The organism is Latilactobacillus parafuchuensis (assembly GCF_055271665.1).
The window spans coordinates 1495527-1509848 of the sequence record NZ_CM143875.1 but is presented as its reverse complement, the minus strand read 5'-3'; the positions used below and the strand labels follow the sequence as shown (position 1 = coordinate 1509848).

Here is a 14322-nt window from a genome sequence, read left to right as displayed (position 1 = left end):
TAGAAATAGCCATGACGTCGTTGTTATTGACATCATGGCTATTATTATTTATCCAACGACTTCAAAATCAGCTTCAATAATATCGCCATCGTGCTTCCAATTTTCAAAATCTCTTTGGAAACTCTCACGTTCAGTCACCTGTTCATGCATATCAGCAACTTGCTTGGCTAACTCAACATAGCCTGGGAAAAATTGATCAACAAAACTTTTTTCACTATTTTGTGAGCTTCCTAATATTTCTAAATAGCCTTGTCTTTGTTTGTTGAAATCACCAACTAACTTATCGACAGTTTTTTTGAATGCTGCTTTTTTCTGAGCTTCACTATAGCTGTCCCAAAGTTCAACTGCAATACCCAATCCAGCACCAAACACTGCTAAACCTGCAGAAGCTTTTTCTGCGAATTTAATAGCACCCCATGGTTTAAATTTCATCGACGGCATAATAACATCTCTCGCTGCTAACACTCCGGCACTACTGAGTTTAAAGTTACCATTCTTTAAAAAATCACCGCCAACTTTTAATCCTTCAAAGGCCATTCCGCCGATGATACTATTATAATGCGTAAAGCTATCTTCAAAACTCATTTCGACCTTGTTGATTTGGCTAACCATCCGGCCTAATTGACGTTCAAATTCACTTTGAATCTTAGTTTCTAAAACAACCCCTTCTTCACCAATATTTCGCTCAAAAAAGTCCTCAATCGTGTCAGGATCGCTCCCTCTAACTTGAGTGATTAAATCAGTAAATAGACCAACGATATAGTCGGTTAAATCAGTCTTAATGTTAGTAATTGTTCGATCCGATTTGTCTAATTGGGATTGAATATCTTCACAAGCATTCTTAAGATTATCAATTTCTTCTGAAATTTTAATAACTCTTTCTTCTGCCCTGGGAATTTCATTCATCAAAACATCTTTAATGATGCTATCTTGTGAAGCAAGTACGATTGCATTGGCTCCACCCGCTTGCTGAATTTTATCCGCAGTTGCTTGTTGTAAATCATCAATATGCGAAATCGTTTTATACTCCGTCATATTTTCAAGCCAATATGGAATCCCTTCACCAAATGGATTGGCTGAAACAGCGACAATCGATAAATCTTGATCAGCATTCACAATTCCAAAATCTTGCAGTCGCTGCACAATATTGGCCCGTTTAATTGCAAAACCTTGTTGAAATTCTGCTTGGTCTTCAATATCAACTTCTTCATCAAACCGACTGACCACAAATACCGTTCTAGACAATAAATCTAAATCCTTAAATAGCCAAACTAAATCCTCTTTATGACTTTCCTTAATCGGATTATTCGGATTCATGACATATAATACAAGATTAGCTTCACTGACGTATTTCTTAGTGATATCTTTATATTTTTCCTTATCATCTGTTTCTTTAAACCCAAACAACCCCGGGGTATCAACTAATTCAATATCTTCTAATTCATAAACCAAGACATCATCGGTTGATTCTGATTGACTGATTTTCATCATCGATTTTTCATATTTTTCTGACCAAGCCGCCGCAATTGAGGTTTTCCCTTCTGAAAAACCGCCAACTAACGCAACTTTTAATTTATCATGGGCCGCTTTGTCAATCCCGTTTTGAAGTTTATTAATGACCGACTGGTCAGGTACGATTCCAAATTTTTCACCTGCTGTTAAGAAATCTGATAATCGTTGTAATAATGCTATGGCTTGCGCTTGTTGTGCCTTATAAGTATCAATTGTTTTCATTATTTAAAGTCCCCTTTTTTTCAACGTCTCCAGCTAATAGCGCCAACTCATTGATGACTTGTTTAAATACATTATTCATCGTAGTTACTTGTTGGACAGTGTTCAATTGTTCCTTTACACTCACAATACTTTCATGAATTGGTTCTTGTAGTTTATCGGTTTGCTTACTTAGTTCCTCGGTAAATGCGCCCCGCGCCTTAGTGATATTGGCGTTTACATTTCTTTTTTGTTCGGAAGTGCGGTAATCATGATTAAAAGCCCCGATAACCTTTTTCCCCAATGATAATGCAGTACCCAGTGCGGATAAAGCTAATACAATCCAACCGATTGGATTTGTTGCACTAATTGCGGCGATAGCAACCCCTGTAACATCTCCAAGTATCGAAGCCATTGCACCAAACGTATGCCGATTATTTTTAAATTTAAAAGTCGGATCGAATTCAAAAGTAAACGCAGCCGTTTTAGTATAGTTTTGTAAAACCTCATCAATATACCGTTGATATTTCTTAACAATTTCTGATACTTCCGTTTTAAAAGCTTCATTTGTTTTAACAATCTGTTTTTTCAGTGATTTAGTTAACGCGGTTGTTTTTTCATCAAGCAATCGTTTAAATACTGCCTCATACTCTCTATCTTTTATACCCTTATCAATTTCTACATAAGTTTCATTTAGTAACTCATGTTCAAAATTATCCAGTGCTTTATGACACATATTCTCTATGTTTTGTAAATAGGTTTCCTCCGCAACATCTAATTCAGCTGACGTTGCTCGATACGTTCGTCCCAATTGCTTTTCTAACTTTTCAAAACTAGTTACGATCGTTTCAATATTGGCTTTAGTCTCGACCAATGAAGTTTCAATTTTATGATAATTTGAAGCCTTGATTTTAGCTTGCATATTCTGTAATAAGTCAGTCGTTAGCCAATCTTTAAATTGTTCAACCCGGCTTAGCTGCAAAATTTCGGTTTGCGTCGCAAATGCCTGATTAAATTTTGTTTGGGCCTTCGTCAGTGGATCATCCCAGCCATTTCCGACTGCAACTAAGGCTGGATAAGCGCTCAACGCCATATGTTCGCCATAATGGTCACCAAGTGTAGCTTGCATAATTGTATCAACTTCATTTAAACTCGCTTCTTCTCCTGCATCAACTAATTCAGATTTCAACTGACGAGGACTGTTAACCCGTTTATTATAGATAAAGAATATTTCAGTTTGTTGTTTTAATTGTTGTGAGACTTTTTCAATCGTCCCATTTTCTTCCCCATCACCTTTTTGCGGTGGGGTTGCTTTACTACTTAAATAAAAAACGGCGTGCGCCTTTTCAACTGCATTATTGATTTCAGTTTGCACGGCGCCTTCTTGGCCTTCAATCCCTGGTAAATCAAGAATTGAAAACTGGTGCCCATCAATTTCAAAACGGAATTCATTCACCTTACGGGTGTAATCCGACCGACCATCACCCACAATTCGACCATCCTTAACGGCGGTTAATTCGGCTGCCGTCTCGGCTTGCTCATGTTCTAATATATCAACTTGCATATCAATTGCTTGTCGTTGTTGGTCAAATTCAGCATTCAAATCCGCTAACGCAGCCGTATACTGCGTGATTTTTTCAGTAGTTTCAGCAATTTGCTGTTCAGCTGGTTCAATCGTCGCTTGTAATGTCGCTCGTTCTTGTTGTTCATCTAATCGTTTAAACGTAGCTTTAAAGAAACCACTTAATTGCCAAACCACTTTTTCCAAAATTATATAATCTAGTTGGCTGATTCGTAATTGATTTTGAATTAACTTAGTTTCAACTTGTTCTTTGACCATTGTCGTTTTTGCTACGAGTTGTCGTTGCGCTTCCATTTCTTGATTATACGTTGTTTGGCGCGTTTCAGTTTCAATATGTAGTCGTTCAAGGGCTTTGTTGGCTGTCGTATATTGTTGATAGAACGTTTGAAATTTTTGTCGTTCATTAACCTTACTTTTTTCATTCAATAAAATTCGTAAGACTTCAATTAAGGTTGATTTACCAGCGTTCGTTTCCCCATAAAAGGCAATTGTGAAAGTATCCCATTCGGCATTATGTTTTAACGAATTCAGCGTAGCCGTGAGTTCAGTTTGCATCCCCTGTAATTTAAGTTTCGCTTCTTCAGTGTATTGTTCGATTTCCGGATTATCTTCACCTGTATCAATTGTGATTAACAATTGAGCAATCTTCTCCAACAGCTTAGGATAGATTGTTTCAGGTGTCCACTCAACATTATTCATTAAAACATCCCCATAATCATTAATTATATTTATTATTCTAACATAATTGATTGCTAAAGATAGTAGCAATCGTAAACTACTTGGCATCAAAAAAGGAATTCAAGTTATCGTTCACTTGAATTCCCCTACGTTGTAGAAAATAGCTTGGTGTGACACTGATGTCGCTGTTTCGAATTCTTAATACTTACACCTCAATTTATGCTATTCAATTGTAATTAATCGTTCATCTAGCTTACTGTTATCGAATAATCCGATCTGATTTGGTCTAATGACCCTGCTATACAGCTTCAGCGATTACGATTAACGTTGCGTTTATTACCTGAGTGATATACTGTGACGGACATCAGCCTCCGATATATTTGATGATGATTTATACTTCTAGCGTGTTGCACTTAAGTTGGCACTGGGCCCGCTCCCTTACAAACTCTTTTCCGTATTGATTGTTCTTGACCATTTACCAAATATCTATCTGTGGTACGACAGCTGATTGTTATCAATCAACTGCTATTACTTTAAAGCTAACTTGATTTACTTTAACCAACCAAGCTATCTTTCTACACCCTTAATATACCACCTTATGTAATCGGTTACAACTTAAACGCTCATAAATTTTAAAAAGAATTTTATTCTAAAAAATCAGCCTCTGAATACCGCTATTACAGTATTTAGAGACTGTTTTTTATTTATTAATTAAATGGTTAAACTAATTTTTTTAACGACTTTTATAACGTGCTTCTCAAGTAGCCTTTTCCGGTTAACTACGAACTGGTCATTATGAGTAAAAACCACTCATAACACCCAGTTCTAGGTTAATCCTCAAAGCCTAATCAACTTGAGTCAACACTTCTATTCTTAACGTGCTTCTGAGCTAGCTTCTTCCGTCTAGCTACGATTAGCAAACTATGACCAAATCCCGGTCATAATTCACTAATCTAGGCTATACTCAGAAGCTGACCAGCTCAGTCAGCACTTCTATTAGCGCACTTCGTATATTCTTTCATGTTCCTTCATTCCCTTTAGGACGACTGGTGAGGGGTCGACTGTTAGGTCGATTTCAAAGGTGCTGCCGTCTTCTGGTAGTTCCGTTTGGAATTGGGTTTCGTATTCGGCCATCGTCAATTGTTGACGTTTTGCTAATAAATCAGCATGTTTCTGGATGGCTAATTGCGCTTCAAAATTGGTTTGTAAAATGGCCGTGAAGAATTCACTGATTGCACCTGAACCATAACTGAATAAGCCAATCCGATCACCGGCTTGCAATTGTTGGGATTGTTCTAGTAGTGACATTAACCCTAAATACAACGAACCAGTATAGATATTACCGATTTGGCGACTATATAATGTACTTTCTTGATAGCGTGCTAATAATTCAGCCTGCTGTGCTTCAGTCGCTTCTGGCAAAATCGCCCGTAGCGCCTTTAAACCCATCTTCGTGTAAGGCAAGTGGAAACAAAGTGCTTTAAAATCAGCAATGGTCCGGTCGGTTGTATTGCGATAGTCCGCCCAAGTTTTTTGGAAGAAATCGATGTATTGTTCCGTCGAATACTTACCGCGGGCAAAAGCCTCTTTAGAATAGTTGGGCCGCCAGAAATCTTGAACGTCCGCACTGTGAACGGTTGTTTGGGGTTCTAAAACCATTAATCGGGGTTGCGCACTGACTAACATCGCCACCGCCCCGGCACCTTGCGTGACTTCACCAGGTGTTTCTAACCCGTAACGTGCGATATCGGAACCAATCACCAACGCTTTTTGATCCGGATGAGCATTCACATAATCGTACGCGGTCATCAAACCAGCCGTTGCGCCATAACACGCTTCCTTAATTTCAAAAGCCCGGGCATTTTGGAGCCCCAGCAAACGTTGGATATAAAGGGCACCGGCTTTCGATTGATCGATTCCTGATTCAGTCCCTAAAACTAATAATGAAATATTATCGCGATTCTCACCGTCGAGTAAATCTAATGCGGCATTAACCGCCATCGTCACCGAATCTTGACTAAGCGGTGCAATCGCCATCTGATCTTGACCAATCCCAATCGTAAATTTATCAGGATCAACGCCGCGCGCATTCGCTAACATGACGAGGTCTAAATAAGTATTCGGAGTAAATAACCCCATTTTATCAATTCCGATTTGCATCATTAACTTCCTATCTATTCGTTATTATGCCGTAACTGCGCTAATAAGGCCGTCGCAGTGGCTGTATTTAAATGTTTTGCTTGGGCTAATTGGACGACTAATGGTTCAATTTCCGTTTCAGTCGCGCCCACCGCAATGGCTAATGATTTGGCTTGCAGAGCCATGTGCCCTTTTTGAATGCCATCAGAAACTAACGCGCGTAAGGCCGCCAAATTTTGGCCTAAGCCAATCGCGGCAATGACACCTGCTAACTCACAAGCATTCGCCACTTTTAATAAACGATGAGCGACTTGCACCATTGGTAAAATCCCAATCGAACCACCAACCATGCCGATTGGTAACGGCATTTCAATCCGACCGACTAATCGACCGTCAGCCTCTAACTGCCAACTAGTCAACGGTTGATACTGGCCCGATTGCGCGGCATAACTATGGGCACCGGCTTCAATGGCCCGCCAATCATTACCGGTCGCTAAGACAACGGCATCCACGCCGTTCATAATCCCCTTATTGTGTGTCGCTGCACGTGGTAAATCAACTTGTGCAAACCGCGTTGCCTGGACAATTCGCTGAGCGACAACATCACCCGCTAGTTGCTTGGTCGCTAAAGTGGCCGAATCAAGCGTGACAGTTGCGACCGTCACAGCGCCAAACGCTGCATTGGTCAGGACACTTAACAGAATGGTCCCGCCCAAATCATTTTGAACTTCGCGCGCGATTGCTTCACAAATGGTATTGACGATATTGGCACCCATCGCTTCTTGCGTATCAATTGTTAATGCTAATTTCAAGAAGGTTCGATCGACCACAGTGACTTTAATCGCCTGCAACCCGCCACCGCGTTTAACAATCGATGGATGCGCTGCTTGGGCGATTTGCATTAATAAATCCTGATTCGCAAGAACCCAATTCTGCGCGACTTTCAAATCTGGTAAATCGGTTAAAACGACTTCGCCTAACATTGTTCGCTGTTGCTGGTGCGTCTGAAAACCACCATTCAAACGGACCATTTTAGCAGCGTTATTGGCCGCAGCAATCACCGATGGTTCTTCGACGACCATCGGCACTTGATAGGATTGACCGTTAACCACGACGTCTTGAACGACACCGAACGGCAACTGATATTGACCGATTTGATTTTCAATCATGCTTCCCGCAATTTCGTCTGATAAAGGTTGCTGTTGGGCTAGAAAAGTGGCATCTTCTGCCGACAATTGTTCGTGTGCCACTAGCCACGCTAAGCGTTCGGTTCTCGTTAATTGATAAAATTTAGGATTAGTCATTTAACCAAGCCTCGTTTAATTGAATTTCATAAGCAACCCCGAGACCACCACCAATACAAAGTGATGCAATCCCGGTTGTCTGTTGTGTCCGTTTTAATTGATTGATCAACGTCGTGACAATTCGTGCACCTGAAGCCCCGATTGGATGACCTAATGCGACGGCACCGCCAGCAACATTAACCTTGGCTGGATCTAATCCCAACGTTTGTTGAACGGCAAGACTAGAAGCCGCAAAAGCTTCGTTAATTTCAAATAAATCAATGGTTTCTTTGGTTTGACCCGCTTTAGCCAACAATTGTTCAATCGCCGTGACCGGTGCAACACCCATATAATCAGGATCAATGCCGACTTCTTGATAAGCGCCTAAAGTTGCTTGATAAACAATCCCTAGTGCTTCTGCTTTGTCCTTGGTCATCACGATTAGCGCCGAAGCACCATCGTTAATCCCCGAGGCATTGGCCGCTGTGACAGTCCCATCCGTTTGAAATGCTGACCGCAATTTAGCCATCGCCGCGGTCGTTGTTGCCGGCCGGATGGCTTCATCTTGTGTGACTTCAATCGTTTGTTTCCGGGTTTGAATCGTCACGGGGACGATTTCATCGGCGAACCAACCTTCAGCTGTTGCGTGCGCCGCTTTTTGATGAGATTTCAAAGCAAATTCATCTTGCATCTGACGCGTCACTTGATATTTAGCAGCCACATTTTCCGCAGTAATGCCCATCGGTTGCTGATTAAACGCATCGTTAAGCCCCTCACTACTAATACTATCAACGACTGTCTGATGACCAAATTGCGTCCCAAAACGCATTCCCGTGTTTAAATAAGGCGCGTTTGACATGCTTTCAGTCCCGCCGACTAAAACAATCTCCGCATCGCCCATTAAAATAGCACTTTGCGCTAACCGGAGTGCCTTTAAACCAGAACCACAGACTTCATTAATCGTCATCGCTGCACTACTTTGCCGTAAACCGCTCTTTAGGGCAATTTGTCGCGCGATATTCTGTCCTGATCCGGCTTGTAAAACATTGCCGAAAATAGCTTGGTCAATTTGATCAGTCGAAATCCCAGCCACGGCAATCGCTGCTTTAGCCGCAATGGTCCCTAATTGAACAGCGGTTAAACTGGCTAATTGTCCGCCAAACTTACCAATTGGTGTCCGTTTAGCACTGACAATCACAACTTCTTTCATAACAATCCCTCTTCACTTTCAAGTCTAATTATAACTATAACTAAAATTATGGAATTGGTACACCCAATAATGCCGATTTAAGTAATTTTTAGAGTTATTTAAAAATTTTTTCAAAAATAATTACCATTTTAATACGTTTTTGCATTACTCATCTATGTAAGCAACTCACCGGTGACCTTACAACAACTCATTCAATTAGGAGGAATTTATTATGACAACAAATTGGTTAAAATCAAGTATCGCTTTTGAAATGCAAAATAAAGATTATCCGGAAGATACACTTCATCGCCGCTTTAACGCAGTTGCAGAAGATGCGCCGGTCGAATCGATTCAAGCTGTTGGCGAAGCCTTAGCGACTTTACACCAAGATGATCAATTTTTATCTGCTGAACTCACTACCAAATCAGTTTACTTGGCTCAATAATCTTAAGGAGCTCTTCAAATGAAACAATTAAATTTAATCTTTATGAATAGTGCCGACAAAACCCGTGTTTTACGTCTCAATTATACCGATGATAATTTAGCACCCGACCAAGTCAAAGCCGCAATGTCTAAAATTGCAACTGCCAATCTGTTCGAAAAAGATGACGTGCAACTCTACAAAAAGCCGATTGCCGCTAAATACGTTGAACGCATTGAAACACCAATCTTCAATGATCAAGAAGCTTAATCACTAATTTCAAGGCCAAACGACTCTTAATTTGATTCGTTTGGCTTTTTAATTTGTTTTGGTGTAAACTTAAGCCACTCAATTAATGATTGGAATAATACGAATGACTGAATCTACGACTAATTTCTGGCCCCAATTAATTAAACTAATCCTGATTAACAACGGTTTATTAATCGCGCTGCCTTATCTAATTGCCGGCTTACTAACCTTCATTAATCATGCGACCAAAAAACGCCTCGCGCAATGGCACCAATCTGCCCAATTAATCGTCGGAGGCTTAGGGGTCTTCATTCACGAATCAAGTCACGCTCTAGCCTGTTTGCTATTTGGTCACCGAATTACGGAGATGCAACTAATTAATTTCAAGTTACGTGATAATCCTGACCGATCACTCGGTCACGTCACCCACAGCTATCGTACTGGTAAAATTTGGCCGACGATTGGTAATTTATGGATTGGCTTGGCACCGATTTTTGGCTGTTCAATCAGCATTCTCGGGTTAACGTGGTTATTAGCCCGACCAACCTTTACCGTTTGGATGACGTTTGCTTTTAATCCAAGTTGGCACGCCAATCAAATTTGGCCATTGTTCAAAACACTATTGACGACAACTGCGCCGATTGCTTTTCTAATCTGGTTAATCCTGTGCGGGATGATTGCTGTCGGTGGCTTTGATCTATCGCCAGCTGATTTCAAGGGAACGATTCCCGGCACCATCGCCACGGTGATTATCGTCACCTTAATCACGATTGGGCTCCAATTAATCGGTCAGCCCCAAGCGTTAACCAACTTATTATTAAAAGGCGCCATTCCACTAATCGTGATTGGTATCATGGCCTTAATCCTATCCGGCATTACTTGGTTGCTGATTAATGGTTTATTAGCCTTTCATTCTAAAAGACGCCATTAGGAGGCCCCAAAATGCGTGTGATTGATTTATTACAATTACTAGTCGATACCCAGAAAAACGCCACCATCTTCTTCGAAAATAGTGACCACCAAGTTTGGCCGATTGCCGACTTCACATTAGCAACCATTAATGACCAACCGCAACTGAGACTTAATCTCGAAGCGACTAAAAAACATCCGCTCAAACAATGGGAATTTAGTCTGCTACTGAATAAAAAAGAGTATTATCAACACTTCGTCTACGTCAATTATCAAGACACCGTTTATCCGTTGTTTGGTTTTAGAGTAGATCAGGATCGAATTCTATTAGGATGACCGATAAAAGGGTCCAATTCACTGTGAATTGGGCCCTTTTAAGTTAATTAAGCGAATCCGCTATCTGTTGTAAATAAGCATGACTGGCCATCATTTCTTGCGCGTCATTTTGATCCTTCAGTTTGACTTCATAAATCCGACTAGCTGCTGGGTTTAACAACGGTAGCACACCAGCCCAATTGATTTTGCCAGTGCCCAACGGTAACCCGTCGTGCGAACCACCCATCGAATCAACAAGGTGATAATGATGGACGTGGGGCCCCAACGTCTTCAAACTCTGCATTAACGCTTGATTATCGCCGTGCAATTTAATAAAGCAATGACTGATATCGAACGCTAACCGGTAGTTTTTCGCAAAAATCGCTTGATCTAAATTTGGATTACCGTAATAGAAAAGTGGCGAAATTGAATTTTCAAACACAATATTGTGACCACCAATTTTTTGAAGATAATCCATGCGTTTAAATAGGACCTGACTAGCTTCCCATAGATGCGCGTATCCGGCGGTCAATTCTTCAATCGGATCATCGTATGAACCATGAACTAATAATTGGACCGATTCAGCTTGTGCTAATTCCAATAAATCGAGCGTGCTCTGCCATAAGAAACGATAACGCTCCGGCGAAGCAACCTCGCTCATCGATAATTCGAGATGCCGATTCTGCCAGTTCATGGGGTGGTGCAACACAATCTGCGTAACGCCGTGTTGGCGGACGTATTGAATCTTGTCTCGTAACACTTTCAATCCTTCCGGTGTCACATTTGCTTCAACTAAATGAAATTCGAAAACATCTGGATGATACTGCAAACGGTCGGCAATCTGTCGATCATCCACGCCCGCTTTTAATCCTAATTGTAATGGCATCCCAATCCCCTCTTTCAATCAATCTTGTTAAAGTTAGTTTAACACCAAACAAGGTTTAACACGTCATCATTGTTTAGAAACAAAGTGGTTTAACCATTTCTTTATTTATTTTCTAATTAATATATTCAATAAATCCGCTCTATCCTGAATAGACTGTAAATTGACGTCTTTAAATTGCGCGTACAGATATGAAAAAAGTTGCGTATATTCATTTGAAGCTGTGCTAACCATTGTTATTAACATTGCTTCAATTCGACTATTTTGTGTTTTTACCGGCACGTCAAGTTGCAGATAGAATAATTTAAAAGGTTCTTCAATATCTGCACGAATATGAGGAATTGATAACTGACCAACTAATAATTGATTGCCCGCAGCCTCACGTTCTTGAATTGCGGCTACTTGTTGTCTCGTTAATTCACCTTTATCAGCTAATTGCTTTAATCCAGCTGATAACGTATCCGCAAATTTAGGCTGAGCAGCTATCGATAAAAAATGCTGTTCACTAAAAGTAGCTAATATTTCGTGATTAATCAGTTTCGTACTAACAATTTCTTGAATTTTAGCTAAATCGGTATTATTAATCAAACCATCAAATAGGTAATCCATCTTAAATTTAATCGTTTTTGCAATTTGATGTTGGTCAACAAGCAGAACTAAAACGGTCTCTTGATTAATAACCTTATTCAACTCCTCAACTGAGTGAATAACCTGTAAATCAATATTTTGAATCTGATCGGTTAGTAATTTTTGATTAATATTAGCAATTGAATGCCGCTCTTCATACATTACAATATTAACGAGACTACTCTTAGGTCTTTGTGCATTAATCATATATAACGCAATATATTGACTATCGATATAAAGGACTGCCAAGAAGTGTTGTAGTTCTTCAGTAATACTGCTAGCAAATTCAAAAATAAAAGGATATTCAATTTTTAACGTTTTAAACTGATTATCCACCGAACTTTCAAAGTAACTAGGAAACGAAATTGTTCGTTGCAAATGTTGGGTAATCATCGTTGCACAAGTCGTTGTTTCTAGCGCTAATTGATAATTATAATTCATTTTAGTTAGCACTTTAGCAAGATCAAATTTTTGAATTTTATCAACCTTCACTAATTTCTGTTTTAAATAACTATCAAAGTCAACTTGTAACAAATCCTGTTGCTGACAAATCAAGAATGCTACCCGTTGCAAAGCTAATTGTTGTTTTGTTTCAAATAATAAAATAGTTGTTAGATTTTGTGACTGACTATTTTCTTGTAGATAGTGTTGTACAGACTTGGTCAATTGGGTTGGTTGTTCACTTAATAAATCGGCATATGAAAATAATAAACTTGCCAATAAATTAATCCGTTCATAATCTGAAAGACTTATTGCAACACCCTTACTAACTTTTTTATCAATTATTAAGAGTTGTTGATATTCTTGATTCAACGTTCGAATAATTTCATCAACATCTTTTTTGCCAATAAAAAGCTCCTCGGCTAATTCATCGAGGGTTAACGATTGATGAGTCAATAATAAATATAAAATACGATATTTTTGAAATTGCAATCGCTGTAATTCATTTTGAATTCTGGTGCGCTCAATAACTATTAATGAGTAAATTTGTGAATTATTAATGCGACCGTACCCATTGATGGTCAGCCAATCATCAATTATCGCGATATCTCTAATAACGGTTCTTCTAGACGTATTCAACAAAGCGGCCAGTGATTGACCCGAGTATGGTTTTTCTAATAAATACTGAAGTATTCTTAATTGTCTATTTGTTAACATATTTAAGAATGAAGTGCGACCTTCATTCGTTTCAACCCCTCAATTAGCTTTGCCTTTGGACAGCCGATATTCATCCGCAAATAATGACTATCACCATATGTTGCGCCTGGCATAATCCCCACGTGTCCTTGATTAATTAATTTATCCTGTAATTCATCACTACTCAAGCCTAACCCAGAAACATTAATCCACGCTAAGTAAGTCGCATCTGGAATTGTAAATTGTATTTCTGGTAATTCAGTCGCTAAAAATTGCGCCAATATTTGATAATTTTCTTGCAAGTATTGATTTAACGTTACAACGTAGTCCCGACTCCCAGTATAACTAGCAATTGTACTTTCAATTCCTAGAACACTAGCAGACGATAACGCATCCTTTTGTTTTAAGGCCGTTAAATACTTTTCTTTTAAATCATTATCTGGAATCAAAGCATATGCGCCAATTAGACCAGGTGTATTAAAGGTTTTTGTGTTGGAACAACATAAAACAACGTTCTTAGTTGTCAAATTTGTAATCGGGAAATATTGCTTATCACCAATAATAATATCACGATGAATATCATCCGAGATAATAAAAACATGGTATTTTTGACACATTGCCACTAATCTAGCTAGTTCACTTTGATCAAATAAATGCCCCGTTGGATTATGGGGATTCGTTAATAGAAATATTTTAGTTCGATCTTGTGCTAGAACCACCTCTAGCGTATCCCAATCAATTTGATAACCTTGATCAGCGCCTTGAATCGTCACCGGCGCTAATTGGCGCTGATTAACTTCAATCGTGTTAAAAAAAGCATCGTACATCGGTGTAAAAGTAGCGACACTATCTCCCACTTGTGTTAGCAAACGAATAATTGTCCCAATCGTATAAACAACACTCGGACTATACACGAGCCAATCTTCTTCAATCTGGGTTTTCTGATCCGCCTCAAACCAGGTTTTAATACTATTTTTATAATCGTGGTGATTCCATCGTGTATAACCAAAAATGGGATGTTGAATTCGTTTCGTTAAAGCAGCCAACACCTCATTGGGAACCGGAAAATCAGTATCCGATATTGAAAACGGTAAAATATCGCTACGTCCAAATCGATCCTGAATATAATCCCACTGTGTACTGTAAGTTTGATGCCGGTCAATCACTTGATCAAAATTATAAGTCATTATTTTCATCCTT

Annotated in this window: 12 protein-coding genes; 4 read left to right on the top strand and 8 right to left on the bottom strand. The window is 39.4% G+C overall.

The genetic code is table 11. The features are described 5' to 3' along the window. Positions 1 to 48: 48 nt before the first annotated feature. The 5 genes from ACVPPQ_RS07390 to ACVPPQ_RS07370 form a co-directional block, all read right to left on the bottom strand. Positions 49 to 1734 carry a LeoA/HP0731 family dynamin-like GTPase gene (locus ACVPPQ_RS07390; RefSeq protein ID WP_463493708.1) on the bottom strand — a complete coding sequence of 562 codons (1686 nt, stop codon included), beginning with the start codon at positions 1732 to 1734 and terminating at the stop codon, positions 49 to 51. Then, positions 1721 to 3991 carry a GTPase gene (locus ACVPPQ_RS07385; RefSeq protein WP_463493706.1) on the bottom strand — a complete coding sequence of 757 codons (2271 nt, stop codon included), beginning with the start codon at positions 3989 to 3991 and terminating at the stop codon, positions 1721 to 1723. The genes ACVPPQ_RS07390 and ACVPPQ_RS07385 overlap by 14 nt, the downstream gene beginning before the upstream one ends. A gap of 975 nt (positions 3992 to 4966) precedes the next feature. Further along, positions 4967 to 6130: a hydroxymethylglutaryl-CoA synthase gene (locus tag ACVPPQ_RS07380; protein ID WP_463493705.1), complete on the bottom strand. Its 1164-nt coding sequence runs from the start codon at positions 6128 to 6130 to the stop codon at positions 4967 to 4969. 14 nt (positions 6131 to 6144) lie between these two features. After that, a complete protein-coding gene (locus ACVPPQ_RS07375; protein ID WP_463493703.1) occupies positions 6145 to 7413 on the bottom strand; it encodes a hydroxymethylglutaryl-CoA reductase, degradative in 1269 nt (422 codons plus the stop codon). After that, a complete protein-coding gene (locus tag ACVPPQ_RS07370) occupies positions 7406 to 8602 on the bottom strand; it encodes an acetyl-CoA C-acetyltransferase (RefSeq protein ID WP_463493701.1) in 1197 nt (398 codons plus the stop codon). The genes ACVPPQ_RS07375 and ACVPPQ_RS07370 overlap by 8 nt, the downstream gene beginning before the upstream one ends. A 211-nt stretch (positions 8603 to 8813) precedes the next feature. On the opposite strand from ACVPPQ_RS07370, the gene ACVPPQ_RS07365 reads away from it, so the two are divergent. From ACVPPQ_RS07365 to ACVPPQ_RS07350, 4 genes are all read left to right on the top strand, one after another. After that, positions 8814 to 9026: a DUF1659 domain-containing protein gene (locus ACVPPQ_RS07365; RefSeq protein ID WP_463493699.1), complete on the top strand. Its 213-nt coding sequence runs from the start codon at positions 8814 to 8816 to the stop codon at positions 9024 to 9026. A gap of 18 nt (positions 9027 to 9044) precedes the next feature. Next, positions 9045 to 9272, top strand: coding sequence for a DUF2922 domain-containing protein (locus ACVPPQ_RS07360; RefSeq protein WP_463493698.1), 228 nt, complete (start codon positions 9045 to 9047; stop codon positions 9270 to 9272). A gap of 103 nt (positions 9273 to 9375) precedes the next feature. Continuing rightward, positions 9376 to 10182: a hypothetical protein gene (locus tag ACVPPQ_RS07355; protein ID WP_463493696.1), complete on the top strand. Its 807-nt coding sequence runs from the start codon at positions 9376 to 9378 to the stop codon at positions 10180 to 10182. 11 nt (positions 10183 to 10193) lie between these two features. Beyond that, positions 10194 to 10496 (top strand): hypothetical protein, encoded by a 303-nt coding sequence (locus tag ACVPPQ_RS07350; protein WP_463493695.1) that lies wholly within the window; start codon positions 10194 to 10196, stop codon positions 10494 to 10496. A 43-nt stretch (positions 10497 to 10539) separates the two neighbouring features. Here ACVPPQ_RS07350 and ACVPPQ_RS07345 read toward each other — a convergent pair whose 3' ends face one another. From ACVPPQ_RS07345 to ACVPPQ_RS07335, 3 genes are all read right to left on the bottom strand, one after another. Continuing rightward, complete coding sequence (locus tag ACVPPQ_RS07345) at positions 10540 to 11361, bottom strand: TIM barrel protein (protein ID WP_463493693.1); 822 nt, start codon at positions 11359 to 11361, stop codon at positions 10540 to 10542. A gap of 105 nt (positions 11362 to 11466) precedes the next feature. After that, positions 11467 to 13143, bottom strand: coding sequence for an HTH domain-containing protein (locus tag ACVPPQ_RS07340; RefSeq protein WP_463493691.1), 1677 nt, complete (start codon positions 13141 to 13143; stop codon positions 11467 to 11469). Between the two features lie 2 nt (positions 13144 to 13145). Next, entirely contained in the window at positions 13146 to 14312 is a 1167-nt protein-coding gene (locus ACVPPQ_RS07335; protein ID WP_463496351.1) for a MalY/PatB family protein, read from the bottom strand. Positions 14313 to 14322: the final 10 nt, after the last annotated feature.

Bases quoted from the DNA above. Each gene is read 5' to 3' on its own strand.
- ACVPPQ_RS07390 (WP_463493708.1), bottom strand. From the start codon at position 1,734: ATGAAAACAATTGATACTTATAAGGCACAACAAGCGCAAGCCATAGCA.
- ACVPPQ_RS07385 (WP_463493706.1), bottom strand. From the start codon at position 3,991: ATGAATAATGTTGAGTGGACACCTGAAACAATCTATCCTAAGCTGTTG.
- ACVPPQ_RS07380 (WP_463493705.1), bottom strand. From the start codon at position 6,130: ATGCAAATCGGAATTGATAAAATGGGGTTATTTACTCCGAATACTTAT.
- ACVPPQ_RS07375 (WP_463493703.1), bottom strand. From the start codon at position 7,413: ATGACTAATCCTAAATTTTATCAATTAACGAGAACCGAACGCTTAGCG.
- ACVPPQ_RS07370 (WP_463493701.1), bottom strand. From the start codon at position 8,602: ATGAAAGAAGTTGTGATTGTCAGTGCTAAACGGACACCAATTGGTAAG.
- ACVPPQ_RS07365 (WP_463493699.1), top strand. From the start codon at position 8,814: ATGACAACAAATTGGTTAAAATCAAGTATCGCTTTTGAAATGCAAAAT.
- ACVPPQ_RS07360 (WP_463493698.1), top strand. From the start codon at position 9,045: ATGAAACAATTAAATTTAATCTTTATGAATAGTGCCGACAAAACCCGT.
- ACVPPQ_RS07355 (WP_463493696.1), top strand. From the start codon at position 9,376: ATGACTGAATCTACGACTAATTTCTGGCCCCAATTAATTAAACTAATC.
- ACVPPQ_RS07350 (WP_463493695.1), top strand. From the start codon at position 10,194: ATGCGTGTGATTGATTTATTACAATTACTAGTCGATACCCAGAAAAAC.
- ACVPPQ_RS07345 (WP_463493693.1), bottom strand. From the start codon at position 11,361: ATGCCATTACAATTAGGATTAAAAGCGGGCGTGGATGATCGACAGATT.
- ACVPPQ_RS07340 (WP_463493691.1), bottom strand. From the start codon at position 13,143: ATGTTAACAAATAGACAATTAAGAATACTTCAGTATTTATTAGAAAAA.